General features: G+C 68.8%; 16 protein-coding genes. 7 read left to right on the plus strand and 9 right to left on the minus strand.

All coding sequences use genetic code 11. The annotated features are described in order from the left end of the window. Positions 1-5: 5 nt before the first annotated feature. The 4 genes from E6C72_RS21790 to E6C72_RS21810 all read right to left on the minus strand — a co-directional run bounded on the left by E6C72_RS21790 (position 6) and on the right by E6C72_RS21810 (position 3,615). Complete coding sequence (locus tag E6C72_RS21790; protein ID WP_109085309.1) at positions 6-902, minus strand: U32 family peptidase; 897 nt, start codon at positions 900-902, stop codon at positions 6-8. 13 nt (positions 903-915) lie between these two features. Further along, positions 916-1,902 carry a peptidase U32 family protein gene (locus E6C72_RS21795; RefSeq protein ID WP_109085308.1) on the minus strand — a complete coding sequence of 329 codons (987 nt, stop codon included), beginning with the start codon at positions 1,900-1,902 and terminating at the stop codon, positions 916-918. 6 nt (positions 1,903-1,908) lie between these two features. Further along, positions 1,909-2,592 (minus strand): SCP2 sterol-binding domain-containing protein, encoded by a 684-nt coding sequence (locus E6C72_RS21800; RefSeq protein WP_109085307.1) that lies wholly within the window; start codon positions 2,590-2,592, stop codon positions 1,909-1,911. 306 nt (positions 2,593-2,898) lie between these two features. Beyond that, a complete protein-coding gene (locus E6C72_RS21810) occupies positions 2,899-3,615 on the minus strand; it encodes a GntR family transcriptional regulator (protein ID WP_247882167.1) in 717 nt (238 codons plus the stop codon). 202 nt (positions 3,616-3,817) lie between these two features. Here E6C72_RS21810 and E6C72_RS21815 point away from each other — a divergent pair, with 202 nt between their 5' ends. The 6 genes from E6C72_RS21815 to hydA are packed head-to-tail and all read left to right on the plus strand — an operon-like array spanning position 3,818 to position 10,148. Continuing rightward, entirely contained in the window at positions 3,818-4,834 is a 1,017-nt protein-coding gene (locus E6C72_RS21815) for an ABC transporter substrate-binding protein (RefSeq protein WP_109085305.1), read from the plus strand. A 52-nt stretch (positions 4,835-4,886) separates the two neighbouring features. After that, entirely contained in the window at positions 4,887-5,693 is an 807-nt protein-coding gene (locus E6C72_RS21820) for an ABC transporter permease (RefSeq protein WP_109085304.1), read from the plus strand. 4 nt (positions 5,694-5,697) lie between these two features. Beyond that, positions 5,698-6,516, plus strand: coding sequence for an ABC transporter ATP-binding protein (locus tag E6C72_RS21825; protein ID WP_109085303.1), 819 nt, complete (start codon positions 5,698-5,700; stop codon positions 6,514-6,516). Next, positions 6,513-7,877: an amidohydrolase family protein gene (locus tag E6C72_RS21830; RefSeq protein WP_109085302.1), complete on the plus strand. Its 1,365-nt coding sequence runs from the start codon at positions 6,513-6,515 to the stop codon at positions 7,875-7,877. The genes E6C72_RS21825 and E6C72_RS21830 overlap by 4 nt, the downstream gene beginning before the upstream one ends. A 50-nt stretch (positions 7,878-7,927) precedes the next feature. After that, complete coding sequence (locus E6C72_RS21835) at positions 7,928-8,674, plus strand: aspartate/glutamate racemase family protein (RefSeq protein WP_247875636.1); 747 nt, start codon at positions 7,928-7,930, stop codon at positions 8,672-8,674. 37 nt (positions 8,675-8,711) lie between these two features. Then, a complete protein-coding gene (gene hydA, locus E6C72_RS21840) occupies positions 8,712-10,148 on the plus strand; it encodes a dihydropyrimidinase (protein ID WP_109085301.1) in 1,437 nt (478 codons plus the stop codon). Positions 10,149-10,169: 21 nt separating this feature from the next. On the opposite strand, the gene E6C72_RS21845 is transcribed toward hydA, so the two are convergent. From E6C72_RS21845 to E6C72_RS21855, 3 genes are read right to left on the minus strand one after another with little or no spacing between them, the layout of a single operon-like run. Further along, complete coding sequence (locus E6C72_RS21845) at positions 10,170-10,901, minus strand: GntR family transcriptional regulator (protein WP_109085300.1); 732 nt, start codon at positions 10,899-10,901, stop codon at positions 10,170-10,172. Next, positions 10,898-12,289, minus strand: coding sequence for an amidase (locus tag E6C72_RS21850; RefSeq protein ID WP_109085299.1), 1,392 nt, complete (start codon positions 12,287-12,289; stop codon positions 10,898-10,900). The genes E6C72_RS21845 and E6C72_RS21850 overlap by 4 nt, the downstream gene beginning before the upstream one ends. Further along, positions 12,286-13,413: an MFS transporter gene (locus E6C72_RS21855; protein WP_247875634.1), complete on the minus strand. Its 1,128-nt coding sequence runs from the start codon at positions 13,411-13,413 to the stop codon at positions 12,286-12,288. The genes E6C72_RS21850 and E6C72_RS21855 overlap by 4 nt, the downstream gene beginning before the upstream one ends. A 95-nt stretch (positions 13,414-13,508) precedes the next feature. On the opposite strand from E6C72_RS21855, the gene E6C72_RS21860 reads away from it, so the two are divergent. Then, on the plus strand, positions 13,509-13,862 hold the full coding sequence (locus E6C72_RS21860; RefSeq protein ID WP_109085297.1) for a hydroxyisourate hydrolase: 354 nt from the start codon (positions 13,509-13,511) through the stop codon (positions 13,860-13,862). A gap of 6 nt (positions 13,863-13,868) precedes the next feature. On the opposite strand, the gene E6C72_RS21865 is transcribed toward E6C72_RS21860, so the two are convergent. Then, positions 13,869-14,690: an ABC transporter permease gene (locus E6C72_RS21865; RefSeq protein ID WP_109085296.1), complete on the minus strand. Its 822-nt coding sequence runs from the start codon at positions 14,688-14,690 to the stop codon at positions 13,869-13,871. Positions 14,691-14,705: 15 nt separating this feature from the next. Further along, positions 14,706-15,563 carry an ABC transporter permease gene (locus tag E6C72_RS21870; RefSeq protein ID WP_109085295.1) on the minus strand — a complete coding sequence of 286 codons (858 nt, stop codon included), beginning with the start codon at positions 15,561-15,563 and terminating at the stop codon, positions 14,706-14,708. Positions 15,564-15,594 lie beyond the last annotated feature (31 nt).

Below are 15,594 nucleotides of genomic sequence, written 5' to 3' on the forward strand. Positions count from 1 at the left end.
AGCCCTCACGCCACCCGCAATGCCCCGGCGGTGTCGTGGTAGAAGCCATTGACCAGCGGCGCCGCGATCTGCCCGCCCAGTTCGGCGGCGACCTCCGCCCCGTCGCGCCGGCCGTCCAGCACCGCGCGGAACGCCTCGGCCACCCGCACCATGTCCATCGCCTGCGGCGACAGCCGGAAGCGGCTCACCCCCATCTCCAGCAGCGCCGGCATTTCCGCCGCCAGACACAGGCAGCCGTGCGACATCGTCTGCGTGCCGTTGACGGTCAGGAAGGGCTGGCCGTCCATCGTCGTCACCGGCAGGCCGTCGGGGTCGTTGCCGCAGACGAACTGGCAGCCGTCCTTGTGCAGCCCATGGGCGCGGGCGTGATAGCAGCGGGCCGAGATGGCGAGCGGCGCCCGGCCCCAGACCTGCACCTCGGTCTCCACCCCCAGTTCGCGCCCGGCCTTGGCCAGCACCGCGACGGTCGCCGCCGGCAGCTCGGCCGGCAGCGACACCGCCACCGCCCCACGCCCGGCCATCCAGCCCAACGTCGCCTCGTTGTAGACGTTGATCGTCGGCCCGACCGCATGGGGCCGCCCGGCCAGCAGGGCCAGCGCCCCCATGTCGTTCGCTTCCACAAGCCCGGCGTCCGACTCCACCAGATCGCGCATCGCCGACCGTTCGCGGTCGCTGCCGACCAGGATCGGGCTGGCGAGCCACACCGTCTTGCCGGCGGCGCTCAGCCGTTCGATCACCTCGCCCATCGCCTCGGCGAAGAAGGGCGCCCGCTTGAAGCAGACGATCTCGCCGACGATCACGGTGTCCACCGGCGCCTCGTCGGCGATGCGGGCGTAGAAGTCGCGCCAGCGGTCGACCGGCCAGTTGAACAGCACCGGCCCCAGAGTGAGTGACGCAGTCATTCCCTGAAACTCCTTACCGCCATCCGCGGGTATAGGCGCCGGTGGTCTGGGTTCCGCCCTCGACCATCGCCTGCAAATCGATGTGCGGCACCGGCCGGCCGGCGGCGAAGCTTTCCAGCGCCTCGCGATAGGCGCGGACCACCGCGGCGATATAGGCCTTGCCACGCTGCCGCCCCTCGATCTTCAACGCCCGCACGCCGGCCGCCTTCAGTTCGGGCAGCAGATCCATGGCGTTGAGGCTGGTCGGTTCCTCGAACAGGTAGGCCGGCCCGTCACCGGCAACGAAGCGGCCCTTGCACAGCGTCGGATAGCCGGCCTGCTCGCCCTCGCCGAACACGTTGATGGTGAAGCCCCCCAGCGTCGAGGCCAGCGCCCCGCCGCGCTGCTCGTAGCGGACATGGTTGGCCGGCGAACAGACACCCTGCTTGTTGGGTGACAGGCCGGTGGCGTAGGAGGACAGCGAACAGCGTCCCTCCGCCATCGGGCAGAGGCCGCCGAAGACGAACACCTCGGTCTCGATGTCGATCTCGGCATTCAGCTTGGCGATTTCCGGCACCGTCAGCACGCGCGGCAGCACCACCCGCCGCACGCCGAAGGCATCGCGGTAGAGCCGGATCGCCTCGACATTGGCGGCCGAGGCCTGGACCGACAGATGCAGCCGCAGGTCGGGATGGCGCTTGGCGGCATAGGCCAGCAGCCCCGGATCGGCCAGGATGACCGCATCGACCTTCAGCCGCGCCGCATCGTCCACCGCCTTCTGCCAGGGCCCGAGATTGCCCGCCTGCGGATAGGTGTTGATGGCGACATAGACCTCGACACGGCGCGCATGGGCGTAATCCACCGCGTCTGCGACGTCCTGGCGGGTGAAGTTCAGCCCGGGAAAGTTGCGGGCGTTGGTCTCGTCACGGAAGCCGAGATAGACGGCGTCGGCCCCGGCGTCGACGGCGGCGCGCAAGGCGGCCGGCGTCCCCGCCGGGCAGATCAGCTCGAAATTGTCCATGGTTCCCTACATCCCCGATCCGGGCAGCGTCCCGGTGATGCGCGCCTCGACCCGCTCGATCCCGCGCCGCAGCGGCGGCGGCAGCAGCCGGCGGGCAGCCTCGATCCGGTCGAGCACCGGCCCGGCGTTCCGCCGCAGCACCGGGAGCGCGCGGGCCAGCGGCCCGGCGATGGAAGCGGCGTCGGCCACCAGATCCATCTCGTCCTCGCCGTCCAGCGTGTTGCGAAGTGCTAGGATCAGCGCCGTGTCACCGGAAATGCTCAGTTCACGCCGGAAGAACAGCGCATCGCCGTCGATCCGTCCCTCCAGCAGGTCGAGCAGCCGGGCATAGGGCCCGCGGATCACCGCGTCGGCCACGGCATCGGCCGCCGCCTCATCCGCACCATGCACGCCACGGGGCAGGGCATGCAGCGACAGATCACGGCCGACGCGCATCAGCAGCGCCACCGGCGCGTCCACCGGCTCGATCAGCACGCTGGCGTCCGGCATTTCGCGCAGAGCCTCGAAGGCGCGCGGATGCCGGTCGGCCAGCAGCCGCAGCAGCCGGGCGAGCAGGGCGTCGCTGGCCCGCCGCCCCAGCCTGGGCACCAGCCCCAGCCCGGCCCGGCTCAGCCCGGTCTCGAACCGGCGGGCGCGGTCTTCGGAAACAGTCGGGGTGGAAACAGTCTGTGCGGCATCGGGATCGCGCATGGGCGGCTTCCCTCCTCATCGGTCATTCCGCCGCCCATGAAAGCCGGTAACCGCCTGACGTCATTGACCTCGGTCAAGTTTAAGCTTGAAAATCCGGCCGTCAGGCCGCGCTCGCCAGCCCTGCGCGGTCGATCAGGTCGTACAACTTACGGCCTTCGCGGCCGATGCGGTGTTTCAGCGCAGCGACCACATCCCGCGTCCCGCGGACGAAGGCGCCCGGCGCGGGGCCTTCTTGCGACGGAACCCTTTGGACTGCCGGGACATCCGCCCCCAGCAGTGGGGGCAGTTTTGGGCGCCTGCAGAGGATCAGCGTTCGATTCCATTGAGATTGAGCGCGGCGAGGACGGCATCCGCGGTGTGGCCGCAATGGTTTGCCAGGAGACTGCCGGCCGCCGCTGCATCGCGCCGCCGGAGCGCCACCATGAAGCTCTCATGTTCGCTCAGGGAGTCGCGCCAGCGGTTGGCATCATAATTGGCCAGCGACCGGGCGCGGAGGATCTTTGAGGCGAAGCCGGCATAGGTGACTTCCAGGGATGGGTTGCGCGCCATTGCGACGATCCAGGCGTGTATCTGACGATTGGTCATGAAGTAAGCCAGCCGGTCGCCGGCCTCGAACTGGGCATGAAGCAGCGCATGGAGCCGCTCAAGTTCGGCGAACTCCTCCACCGTGCCCCTCTGGCAGGCAAGCCCGCCCGCAAGCGCTTCCAGCACCTCCATGACTTCAAAGACGGCGGCGATTTCCTTTGGATCGATGAGCGTCACCACGGCGCCGCGGTGCGGGCGAAGTTCCACCAGCCCCTCCGCCGCCAGGACGCGCAGCGCTTCCCGCAAGGGCGTGCGGGATACCCCGAGCTGCTCGCACAGCTGGACCTCCGGTACGCGGCTGCCCGGACGCAATTCGCCGGAAAGGATCATCGCGCGCAGTTCCGCGACGGCGCCGTGATGCAGTGTTTCACGGCGGATCGGCCCGGCGGAGGCCTTGGCGGTCTTCACGGTGTCCATGGTCGATCCGGCGATGCCCATTGTGCTGAAGGATTGTGCAGTGATGCGCGAACGATGCCATGCGCTTAAAAACAGGGCAAGAGCGGACGATCGCACATGTTCATCACATATTGATATAAAGCATTGATTTAACTTATTAAATTTCAAATCCCCATATTGTATACAATTTGGCACGCAGCTTGCGACTGACGGATCATCGCAACCGCATCAGGGAATTTTGCCCATGTCGCTTCGATCCTTCACGTTTGGCGCCGTCACCAGCGTGGTCCTCGCCCTGTCCGCGGCTGCCGTGACCGCCCAAGCCGCCGACACGGAAGCGGTGAAGCTGGGATTCGCCAAATGCGCTCACTGCCTGCCGATGGCGCTGACGCCGGATTTGGCGACGGGCGTCAAGATCGAAGCCATTAACTTCAATTCCGGCAACGACGTGCTGACGGCGTTGGTGTCCAAGAGCATCGATGTGGCGCAGGTCACCTACCTCCACTACATCACCGCGCTCGACAAAGGGTTCGACGTGGTGGCCATCTCCGGTCAGGTGAATGGCGGCTCGGAGATTCTGACCGCCAAGGGGATCGATCTGAAGGCGGACGACTGGGCCGGGCTGAAGGCGCTGATTGCCGATCGCAAGGCGAAGGGAGAGCCGCTGCGCGTCGCTGCGTCGCGCGGGAACGCCCAGGACATCCACATGCGGGGCGCCTTCCTGAAGAACGGCATCGACGCCAACAAGGACGTGCAGTTCGTCAACATCCCGAACCCGTCCGACCATGCCGCCGCCCTCCAGCGCGGCGAGGTCGACGTGATCTGCACGGTCGAGCCCTTCGCCTCGCAGATCCGCGGCAGCGGGGTGGGCCGGCACTTCACGCTTCCCTACGATCAGGCCGCCGGCAACCTGACCAACCTGATCGTCACCCGGTCCGACGTGATCAAGGAGCATCCCAAGGCGGTCGAGGCGACCGTCGCGTCCGTCGTGGCACTGGTCGACAAGCTGAAGGCGGACAAGGGCGCCTGGATCGACACCATCAACAAGTACACCGGCATGGACAAGACGGTCGCCGCGGAAGCGCTGAAGAACGCCTCGCCCGACTATGCCATGCACAAGGACAGCACGCTGGCCATCGCCGCGATGATGCGCGACCTGAAATACATCAGCCACGACGTCTCCGCCGCTGCCGAAAAGAACCTCGACTACAGGTTCCTGGAGACCGTCACGAACAAGCCGAAGACCGAGCTGGGATTCTGATCCGCAACCGGCTGCATCAGGCCAGATGTTTTATGGGACAGGAGACCGGTTCATGACGGCGATATGGAAATCCTGGGAACGTGCTGTCGTTCCCCTCTTCATCCTGGGGGCGTGGGAAGCCGTGTCGCGCTCCGGCCTTCTGCCCGCGGCGCTGCTGCCGCCGCCGACGGTGGTGCTGCATGCGTGGGGCGACTGGGTGTTCGGCTTCGACGAGACCGCACAGGCCAACAGCGGGCGCTGGCTGGCCGACGCGCTGTCCAGCGCCTTGCGGGTCGCCGCCGGCTATGGCATCGCGGCGGCCAGCGGCATCCTGCTGGGCATCGCCATCGGCTGGTGGCGCTGGGTCGAACGGACGGTGGAGCCGACCATCCAGATGCTGCGCCCGGTTCCGCCGGTGTCCTGGATTCCGCTGGCGATCATCTGGTTCGGGATCGCCAACAAGCCGGCCATCTTCCTGGTCTTCCTCGGTGCCTTCTTCCCCATCCTGATGAACACCATCCACGGGGTGAAGACGGCCGACCGCAACCTGATCCGCGCCGCCTCCATGATGGGCGCCACCGAGCAGCAGCTTCTGCGCCATGTGGTGTTCCCGGCGGCCCTGCCCAGCATCTTCGCCGGGCTGCGCATCGGCATCGGCGCCGCCTGGATGCTCACGGTCACGGCGGAGATGGTCGCGGTCAAGAGCGGGCTGGGGTACGTGCTGTGGGACAGTTACTATTTCCTGCGCTACGACCTCGTGCTCGCCTCCATGGCCAGCATCGGCCTGCTCGGCTACGCGACCGACGGCCTGATCAAGCTCCTGATGTCCGTGGCGCTGCACTGGCAGCACGGATCCACCCTGCAAAGCCGGGAGGGCTGACGCCATGGCCTCCATCGAGCTGAAGAACATCACCAAGATTTTCCGTGACGCCAAGCGCAAGCGCGATCTGCTGGCCATCGACGATGTCAGCCTTTCGGTGGAACCGAACCAGTTCCTTTGCCTGCTGGGCTCGTCGGGCTGCGGCAAGTCAACGCTGCTCAACATGATCGCCGGTTTCGAGAAGCCGACCGGCGGCAGCGTGACGGTCGGCGGCAAGCCGGTGGACGGACCGGGTGCCGACCGCGGCATGGTCTTCCAGCAGGCCAACCTGATGCCCTGGCTGCCGGTATGGGAGAACGTCGCCTTCCATCTGCGGCTGAAGGGCTGGCGCAAGGCCGACCGCCGGGCCGCGGCGCAGGAATACATCGACATGGTGGGCCTGCGCGGCTTCGAGAACCATTTCCCGGCCGAACTGTCGGGCGGCATGAGCCAGCGTGTCGGCATCGCCCGCGCCCTGCTGCTGAACCCGCAGGTCATCCTGATGGACGAGCCGTTCGCGGCGCTGGATGCCCAGACCAAGATGGACATGCAGGAGGAACTGGTCGCCATCTGGCAGAAGCAGCGCTGCACCATCGTCTTCGTCACCCACAGCGTGGACGAGGCGCTGGTGCTGGGCACCCAGGTCGCCGTCCTGACCAGCCGGCCGGGACGGGTGCGCGAGCTGATCGACCTCGACCTGCCGCGCCCGCGCGACATCACCAGCCGGCAGTTCAACGACCACAAACGCCACATCCTGAACCTGATCCGCGAGGAGGGGATGCAGCAGCGCAGGGAGGCACGTCCGGACTCCTTGGCGGCCAGCCGGCTGGGTGCGACGGCATGACCCCGGCCGCGCCCCCAACTCGACTCCCGACCCGGCCCCCGCTCGACCTGCTGCTGACCGGCGTCACCGCCATCACCGGCGACCCGATGCTGGGCATCATCGAGGACGCCGCCATCGGCATCCGCGACGGCCGGATCGCCCATCTGGCTCCGCTCTCCGCCGGGTTGCCGGCGGCCGAGCGCACGCTGCACCGTTCCGGCCGGCTGGTGACGCCGGGCTTCGTCAACGCCCACCTCCATGCGGTGCTGGTGATGGTGCGCGGCGTCGCCGCCGACCTCGGCTTCGCCCCGTCCTACACCCCCGGCGTTCCCAAGGGGACCGACGCCACGCCGGAGGAGGCGCGGGCGCTCGCCCGGCTCGGCGTGGCCGAGGCGCTGCTGTCCGGCTCCACCCTGGTCTGCGACCATTTCGTCCATGCCGAGGCGACGCTGGAGGCCGTCGCCGAGCTGGGGCTGCGGGTCCATGCCGGCTGGCGGGTGCATGACGTGGATTTCGCCCGCGTGCCGCAAGGGGAATGGCGCTTCGATGCCGGGATCGGCGAGGATCTGCTGCGCCGGACGCTCGACCTGCACGACCGCTGGCACGGGGCTCTGGATGGGCGCATCGCGGTGCAGATGGCCGCCCATGCGCCGGACACCTGTTCCCCCGGCTTCCTGCGGACACTTGCCGCCGAGGCGTCGGCCCGCGGCATGCGCGTCAACACCCATCTGGCACAGAGCCGGGTGGAGGTGGAGCGCGTCCGCGCCTCCACCGGCCTCTCTCCCGCGGCCCTGCTGGAAGAAACCGGGATGCTGAACGACCGGCTTCTCGCCACCCATTGCCTCCATGTCGATGACGACGACATCACCCGGCTGGCCCATGCCGGCGCCCATGCGGTGCATGTGCCCAAATGCAACGCCGCATCCGGCAGACTCGCGCCGACCCCAGCCCTGAAGGCGGCGGGGGTCAATCTGGCGCTGTGCACCGACACCCAGCATGGCGACATGGTGGAGACAATGCGCTGGGCGCTCGCCATCGCCCGCATCGGCCGCGGCGGCGTCACCGCCGACTGGCAGCCGGCAGACGTCTTCCGCATGGCGACGCTGGGCGGGGCCGAGGCCGTCGGCATGGCCGACCGGATCGGCGCACTGACCGTCGGCAAATGCGCCGATCTGGTGGTGTTCGACAGCCGCCGTCCGCACCTGCGCCCGCAGATCAACCCGCTCGGCACGCTGGTCCACACCGGCCAGGGCCGCGACGTGGAGATGGTGATGGTCGATGGCGAAATCCTGGTCGAGGACGGCCGCCTGCTGCGCGCCGACCTGGAGCGGATCTGCATCGAGGCCGACGAGGCCGCCCGCGCGCTGTGGGCGCGGGCCTGAACCCGTCAAACCCTGAAAACAAGAAACGCCTGAAGCGATAAGGACCGAACATGAGCATGCCCGACCTGACCAAGCGCGTCCTCCTGGGGATGCTGACCCCGTCCTCCAACACGGTTCTCGAACCGGTGACCTCCGCCATGCTGAGCGGGCTGCCGGAGGTGTCGGCCCATTTCGGCCGCTTCACCGTCAAGGAGATCTCGCTGCGCGCCGCGGCGCTGGACCAGTTCACCGATGCGCCCTTCCTCGACGCCGCCCGCCTGCTGGCCGACGCGAAATTGAACGTGATCGGCTGGAACGGCACCTCGGCCGGCTGGCTCGGCTTCGATGCCGACGAGCGGCTGTGCAGCACCATCGCGGCGGAGACCGGCATCCCGGCCTGCACCTCCATGCTGGCGCTGAACGAGATTCTGGAGACGACGGGCCGCAAGCGCTTCGCCATCGTCAGCCCCTATCTCGACGAAATCCAGGAGCGGATGGTCGCCAACTACAATGCCGCCGGCTTTGAAGTCGTGGCGGAGCGCCATCTGAACGACCGCGGCAACTTCTCCTTCTCCGAGATCACCGAGGAGCGGATCGAGCGCATGTGCGCCGAAGTGGCGGCGGCAAAGCCGGAGGCCATCGCCATCATCTGCACCAACATGCGCGGCGCCCCGGTGGCCGAGCGGGTGGAAAAGGCGCTGGGCATCCCCGTCTACGACACCGTGTCCACCGTGGTGTGGAAGGCGCTGCGCATGACCGGCGTCGACACCCGCCGTGTCGAGGGCTGGGGCAGCCTGTTCCGGGAACTGCACGGCTGACCGCAGATGGCTGATGGCTGAAACAGGGGAGGCGAGCATGGAATTCGATCTGGTCATCCGCAACGGCACGGTCGCCACCGCGTCGGACGTGTTCAAGGCCGATGTCGGCGTGCGCGGCGGGACGATCGCCGCGCTGGGCGCCGGCCTCGCCCCCGGAGGTGAGGAGATCGACGCGGCCGGGCTGCTGGTCCTGCCCGGCGGCGTCGACGGACATGTCCATTTCGACCAGCCGACCGGCGACGGTTCGGTGATGGCCGACGATTTCCTGACCGGCACCCGCTCCGCCGCATTCGGTGGCACCACCACGGTGCTTCCCTTCGCCTGCCAGGAGAAGGGCCGGTCGCTGCGCGAGGCGGTGGACGACTATCACCGGCGCGCGGCCGGCAAGCCGGTCATCGACTACGCCTTCCACCTGATCGTCACCGATCCGACCGAACAGGTTCTGGGGCAGGAGTTGCCGGCGCTGATCCGCGAGGGTTACACGTCCTTCAAGATCTACATGACCTATGACGCGCTGAAGCTGAACGACCGCCAGATCCTGGAGGTTCTGGACATCGCCCGCAGCGAGGGCGCCATGGTGATGATGCATGCGGAGAACGCCGACTGCATCGCCTGGCTGACCGAAAAGCTTGAACGCGCCGGGCAGACGGCGCCCTTCTTCCATGGCGTCTCCCGCCCGCGCGTCGCGGAGCGCGAGGCCACCCACCGCGCCATCTCGCTGGCCGAACTGGTCGACGTGCCGATCCTGATCGTCCATGTCTCCGGCGCCGACGCGGTGGAGCAGATCCGCTGGGCCCAGGGGCGCGGCCTGCGGATCTATGCCGAGACCTGTCCGCAATATCTGTTCCTCACCGCCGACGATCTGGGCGGCGATGGCTTCGACGGAGCCAAGTGCATCTGCTCCCCACCGCCGCGCGATGCCGCCAATCAGGCCGTCATCTGGGACGGGTTGACCGGCGGCACCTTCCAGGTCTTCTCATCCGACCATGCGCCGTTCCATTTCGATGGTCCGGGCGGCAAGAAGGTCCATGGCGAACAGGCGCCCTTCCGCTGCGTGCCGAACGGCATTCCGGGGGTGGAGACGCGCCTGCCGCTGCTGTTCTCCGCCGGCGTGATGACCGGGCGGATGGAGCTGACCAAGTTCGTGGAGCTGACCGCCACCAACCCGGCCCGCATGTACGGGCTGCATCCGCGCAAGGGCACCATCGCGGTCGGGGCCGACGCCGACATCGCCCTGTGGGACCCGAGCCGGCGGGTGACCGTCACCAACGCCATGCTGCACCACAATGTGGACTACACCCCCTATGAGGGAATGGAGGTCACCGGCTGGCCGGTGGCGACGATCTCGCGCGGGGCGGTGGTGTGCCGCGACGGCGCGCTTCTGGCCCGGCCCGGCCGCGGCCGGTTCCTGCCCTGCGGCCTGCCGGCCCCCGCCCGTCCCAAGAGCGCCCCGGCGCCGGTCCTGCCGTTCTGACGGTCCGGCGGGCGGTGGTCGTTACACCGCCCGCCGTGCCCTGGGCGAGGCGCAGGCGGCGGCCACCACCTCGCCGGTGCGGCCGACATGGTGCATGAACAGGCGCTGGGCGGTCTCGCCGTCGCGGGCCTCCATCGCCGCCAGGATCTCGCGGTGTTCCAGCACCGACTCCTTCCAGCGGCCCTGGGCGCCCAGCGCGAAATAGCGTGCCCGCGCCAGCCGGCCGAGCAGCCGGTCATGTGCATCCACCAATGCCGGATTCTTGGCGCCGGACACGATCAGCCGGTGGATCTTCTGGTTGATGGAGAAATACTCCTCAAGCACCCCGGCCCCCTGCAACGCTTCGATCCTGTCCTGGAAGCTGCGCAGACGGCGCAGGTCGGCGGCGGTCATGCGTTCGGCGGCCAGCCTCGCGGCGAAGCTCTCGATGCAGCCCTCGGCCTCGAACAGGTGGATCAGTTCGTCGGCGTTGAGCGGGGCAACGATGGCGTTGCGGTTCGGACGCAGCATCACCAGCCCGTCGGCCGCCAGCAGCTTCAGCGCCTCGCGCAGGGGCGTGCGGGAAATGCCGAGCTTCTCGCTCAGCTCCGGCTCGATCAGGCGGGCCGACGGCGGCAGTTCGCCATAGATGATCATGGCGCGCAGGCGTTCCACCGCCATCTCCGCCAGCGGCGGCGGCGGCACCGTACGGCGGCGGCGGGGCGCAGCTTCGGTTTCGGAGGCGTCTCTGGGAACGTCGTTGTCCATGCTCATCCGGGGTGTCCTTGCCCGCCGGCGGCGAGCACCGTTTCAATATGGGCGGCGAAACGCAGCACCCGGCGGTCCCGCCCGCGTGGGGCGACAACCTGCATCCCGACGGGCAGCCCGTCACGGCCGATGCCGCAGGGCAGGCTGATCGCCGGAACCTTGGCGTGATTGAACAGCGGGGTGAAGACGGCATGGGCCCGCGGCGGCACCGCCTGCCCTCCGATGGTCTCCGGACCCAGCCGGTCCAGCGGCCAGGCAACGCAGGGCGTCGTCGGGCCAATCAGCAGGTCCGCGTCGGTGAAGAAGGCGGCGAGCGCGCGTGCGACCTCCACCCCCAGCAACTGCGCCGCCGCGACCTCCGCCCCCGTCAGGGTCAGGCCGCGTTCGATCTGCACGGCGATGTCGGGATCGAACAGCGTCGGGTCGCGGCGGAAGGCGTCGCCGTGGAGGGCGGCCAGCCCGGCATGCTGCAAGGGCATCAGCGCCGTTTCCGTCACCCCGGCCGGCCAAGCCGGATCGCGCCGGACGATGCGCCCCCCCACCCGTTCCAGCGCGTCCACCGCGCTTTCGACGGCCCGCCGCACATCCTCGTCGACCGGTGCATCCAGGCCGAAGCGGGGGCTGTAGGCGATGGTCAGGCCTTCGGGCGGTCGGGTGTCCGCAGGGGCGACGGCGACGGACTCGGGATCGCGCGGATCGGGACCGCACAGCGCCTCGAACATCAGCGCCGCATCGGCGACATCGGCGGCGATCGGGGCCATCACGGCGATGCCGGTGAAGGGTTCGGTGAAGCCGGGGCCGTAGGGGATGGCGCCGAGGGACGGCTTGAACCCGACCGCACCGACATGGGCGGGCGGGCGGCGGCTCGACCCGCCGGCATCGGTGCCGAGCGCCAGCGGCACCAGCCCGCCCGCCACCGCCACGGCAGGCCCGCCGCTCGACCCACCGGGGGTCAGGGTCGGATCCTGCGGATGGCGCGTCGGCCCGAACAGCGGGTTGGTGGTGACGCCCTTGCAGGCGAATTCGGAGCTGTTGGCCATCCCGACGATGACGGCACCGGCCGCGCGCAGGCGCTCCACCGCGATGGCGTCAGCCGGAGCCCGGAAGTCCGCGAACAGGCGCGACCCTTGGGTGACGCGGCGGCCGGCGACCCAGATGGTGTCCTTGACCGCGACCGGGACACCGGCCAGCAACGGCTTTTCTCCGGCGGCCAGCCGGCGGTCGATGGCATCCGCCTCGGCCAGTGCCTTGGCCTCATCGACGGAGACGAAGGCGTTCAGCGCCGGATTGCCGGTGGCGATGCGGGCCAGCGCCGCTTCTGTTTCGGCGCGGGCGCCGCTGCGGCCGGTGCGCACGGCTTCGGCAATGGCGCGCGCACGCGGAGGATTGGTCATCGCTTGTCTCCGAGAAGGCTGAGGCCGGCCAGCGCCGCCAGCAGACCCACGGCGATATAGCCGGTGGCGAGGTCGCTGACCGCGGCGGCGGCGACCAGCAGGATCGGTCCGGCGATCAGCCCGGCAAAGCCGCCCACCATGACGGCGCCGGTTGCCTCGCCGATGCGGCCGGCGGGCGCCAGCCTTGCGACCTCGGCCACGAACACGCCGTTCCAGCCGCTGGCGGTCAGTCCGAACAGGAAGGTCGCGATTGCCAGCACCGGGAAGGGCAGGGAGGCTCCGGCCCATCCCACCAGGATCGATGCTGCGGCCATGCCCAGCCCCAGCAGGCCAACCAGCCGGCGTGGCGCCATCCAGCGCGATGCCACCACACCCCAGCCGAGCCGTCCCACCAGTCCGCCGGCTTGACCGGCAGCCAGCGCCACCCCGGCGGACACATGCTCCAGCCCCAGGTCCGCCACCGCGAAGACCACAAAAAAGCCGTTCAGCGTCAGTTGGCTGGCGGAATAGGGGACGGCTGCCAGCGCCATCCGTCGCAGCGCCGGGTCACCGCGCAGCAGTTGAATCGCCGTAGCCAGGCCGAAACCGGCGGCGGCATTGCGGGTCAACGGATCATAGACAGGCCGCAGCCGCTCGAAGACCGGAATGCAGGCCAGCGCCAGCATGGCGATGACCGCATAGCCGGCACGGGGATCCAGGGCGACGGCCAGAAGCGGCAGAGCAAGCGATCCAGCCATGGCGCCGATCTGGTTGCCTGTCTGGCGGACGGAAAACACCATCGGCCGGTCGGCTTCCCGAACCAGCCGGCCGAGGATCGCGGCACTGGCCGGTGTTTCAGGTCCGCAGGCAAGGCCGATGGCGATTCCCGCGGCCAGCAGCCCTGCGGCGCTCCCACCCGTCATCGCGCACAGCATGGCGGCAGCGACCGCCGCCGCACAGAGGCTGGCGACCCGGAAAGGCCCGAGACGCCCGGCCAGCACGCCCCCGTACAGCGACGCCGCCATCCCGACCGCGAAGCCGGTTGTGGTGAACAGGCCCAGCCCCGCCGGATCGATCCCCAATCGGGGCGCCAGTACCCCCGGTGCGAACAGGGCAAGCGCCACCAGCGCCTGCAAGCCGGTCATGCCGGCCAGCGCCGGGAGGAGGGGGGGAAGCCGTGGAACTGGCGCCGCGGTTGCCGTCTCGGCTACCATCGCGGTGAATCGAAGAGGGAGGCGGCATGGCGGGCGGAGTTTCGATCCATGGCGTGGACGTGGCGCGTGGCGTCGCGGCCCATGGCATGAGGGTGGAGCTTTACGCACTGACCCCGGAACGCCAATTGCTGGCGGCGGGCGAACTCGGCGCCAACGGACAGCTCGACCATCCAACCGTGCGCGGCGAGGGCATCGCGGAAGGCCCGCACGAGGTGCTGTTCCATGTCGGCGACTGGCTGCGCGCGGCCGGCTATGCCGAAGAGCAGGCCCGCTTCCTCGATATCGTTCCGTTCCGCTTCGTCGTCACCGACCTCGACCGCCATCTCCATCTGCCCTTCAAGTTCACGCCCTACGGGGTTTCTCTCTTTTTGGGTGTATGACACGGGTCAGGTCAACCGTTTGGACAGGCCGGCGGCACGTTCCATCACCAGCATCAGCGCGATGGTGGCGACGATCAGCACGCCGGACAGCGCCGCGACGGTGACGTCCAGCCGGCCTTCCAGATCCTGCCACATGCGGATCGGCAGCATGTCGGTGGCGGCGTCGCGCAGGAACAGCGAGACCGGGACGTTGTCGAAGGACGCCATGAAGGCGATGAAGCCGCCGGCCATGATGCCGGGTCGGATCAGCGGCAGGGTGACGCGGCGGAAGCCGTACCAGCGCCCGGCCCCCAGGCTGGACGAGGCCTCCAGCAGCGACGGGTTCATCTGGGCCAGCGACGCCACCGTGTTGCGCACCACGAAGGGCACGGACACCACGGTGTGGCCGATGATGAGCGTCAGCGGCGACACCGGCACCCCGATCATCGAGAAGAACATCAGCGACGACAGGCCGAAGGCGAGCGCCGGCAGCACCAGCGGCGACAGGAACAGGCTGTCCAGCACCTTGGCGGTCAGCGTCGGCGAGCGGGCGATGCCGAGCGAGGCGGAGACGCCGAGCAGGACCGACAGGCCGGTCGCCCAGGCCGCCACCTTCAGGCTGTTCATCATGGCGAACTGGAGCTGCCAGGCATTCCACAGCTCCCCATACCAGCGCAGCGAATAGCCGGGCGGCGGGAATTTCAGGGAATAGCCGCTGGTGAAGGACACCCAGATCACCACCACAGTCGGCGCGACCAGCAGGACCAGGGCCATCAGCGCGATCCCGGTCATGACGATGCGGAAGCTGAGCGCGTCGAGGTCGATGCGGCGACCGGCAATATTGGACATCGCTGCCTCCCCTGGTCAGGCGTTGGCATAGCCGCGCGACAGGCGGCCCAGCGCGTTGAAGATCGACACCACCACCAGCACCGACACCAGGAAGACGATGGAGATCGCCGCGGCGAAGGGCCAGTTCTGCAGGGTGGAGGCCTGCTGGTAGATGTACATCGGCATGAAGAGCATCTGCCCGCCGCCGATCAGGCTCTGGGTGATGAAGGCGGTGATCGCCGCGGCATAGGTCAGCAGGCAGCCGGCGACGATGCCCGGCAGCGACAGCGGCAGGATGACCTTGCGGAAGGTCCGCCAATGCCCGGCCCCCAGCACCGACGAGGCATCGGCGAGATTCGGATCGATGCGGCTGAGCGCGGTGATGATCGGCAGCACCATCAGCGGCATCTGCACCTGCGCCAGAGCCACCACCACCCCGCCGTCGGTGTAGAGCAGCTTCAGCGGGGTGTCGATCAGCCCGAGCCAGGCCAGCGTGGCATTGACGATGCCCTGGCGGCCCAGGATGACCACCCAGGCGAAGGTGCGGACCACAACGCTGGTCAGCAGCGGCAGCAGCACCAGCAGCATGATCAGCCCCCTGGCCCAGCCGGGGGAGCGCTGGTGCAGCCATGCCACCGGATAGCCCAGCAGCAGGGTCAGCACCGTCACCTTCACCCCCAGCCACAGGGTGGAGCCCAGCACCCCCAGGCTGAAGCTGTCGCCCAGGAAATTGACATATTGGGTCAGCCCGTAATGGCCGCCCTGCTGGTCGGTCTGGAAGCTCAGCGCCAGCAGGATCACCAGCGGCGTGACGAAGAACAGGACGAAGCCCGCCGCCAGCGGAGCCGCGAGCTTCAGGTCGTAGGTGGTGACGTCGCGCAACGTCGCGGCCATGGGGCGCCTCCTCCGGCTGGCGGGTTTGTGG

Origin of the sequence: Azospirillum sp. TSH100, from assembly GCF_004923295.1 — a bacterium.
Taxonomy (GTDB): domain Bacteria; phylum Pseudomonadota; class Alphaproteobacteria; order Azospirillales; family Azospirillaceae; genus Azospirillum.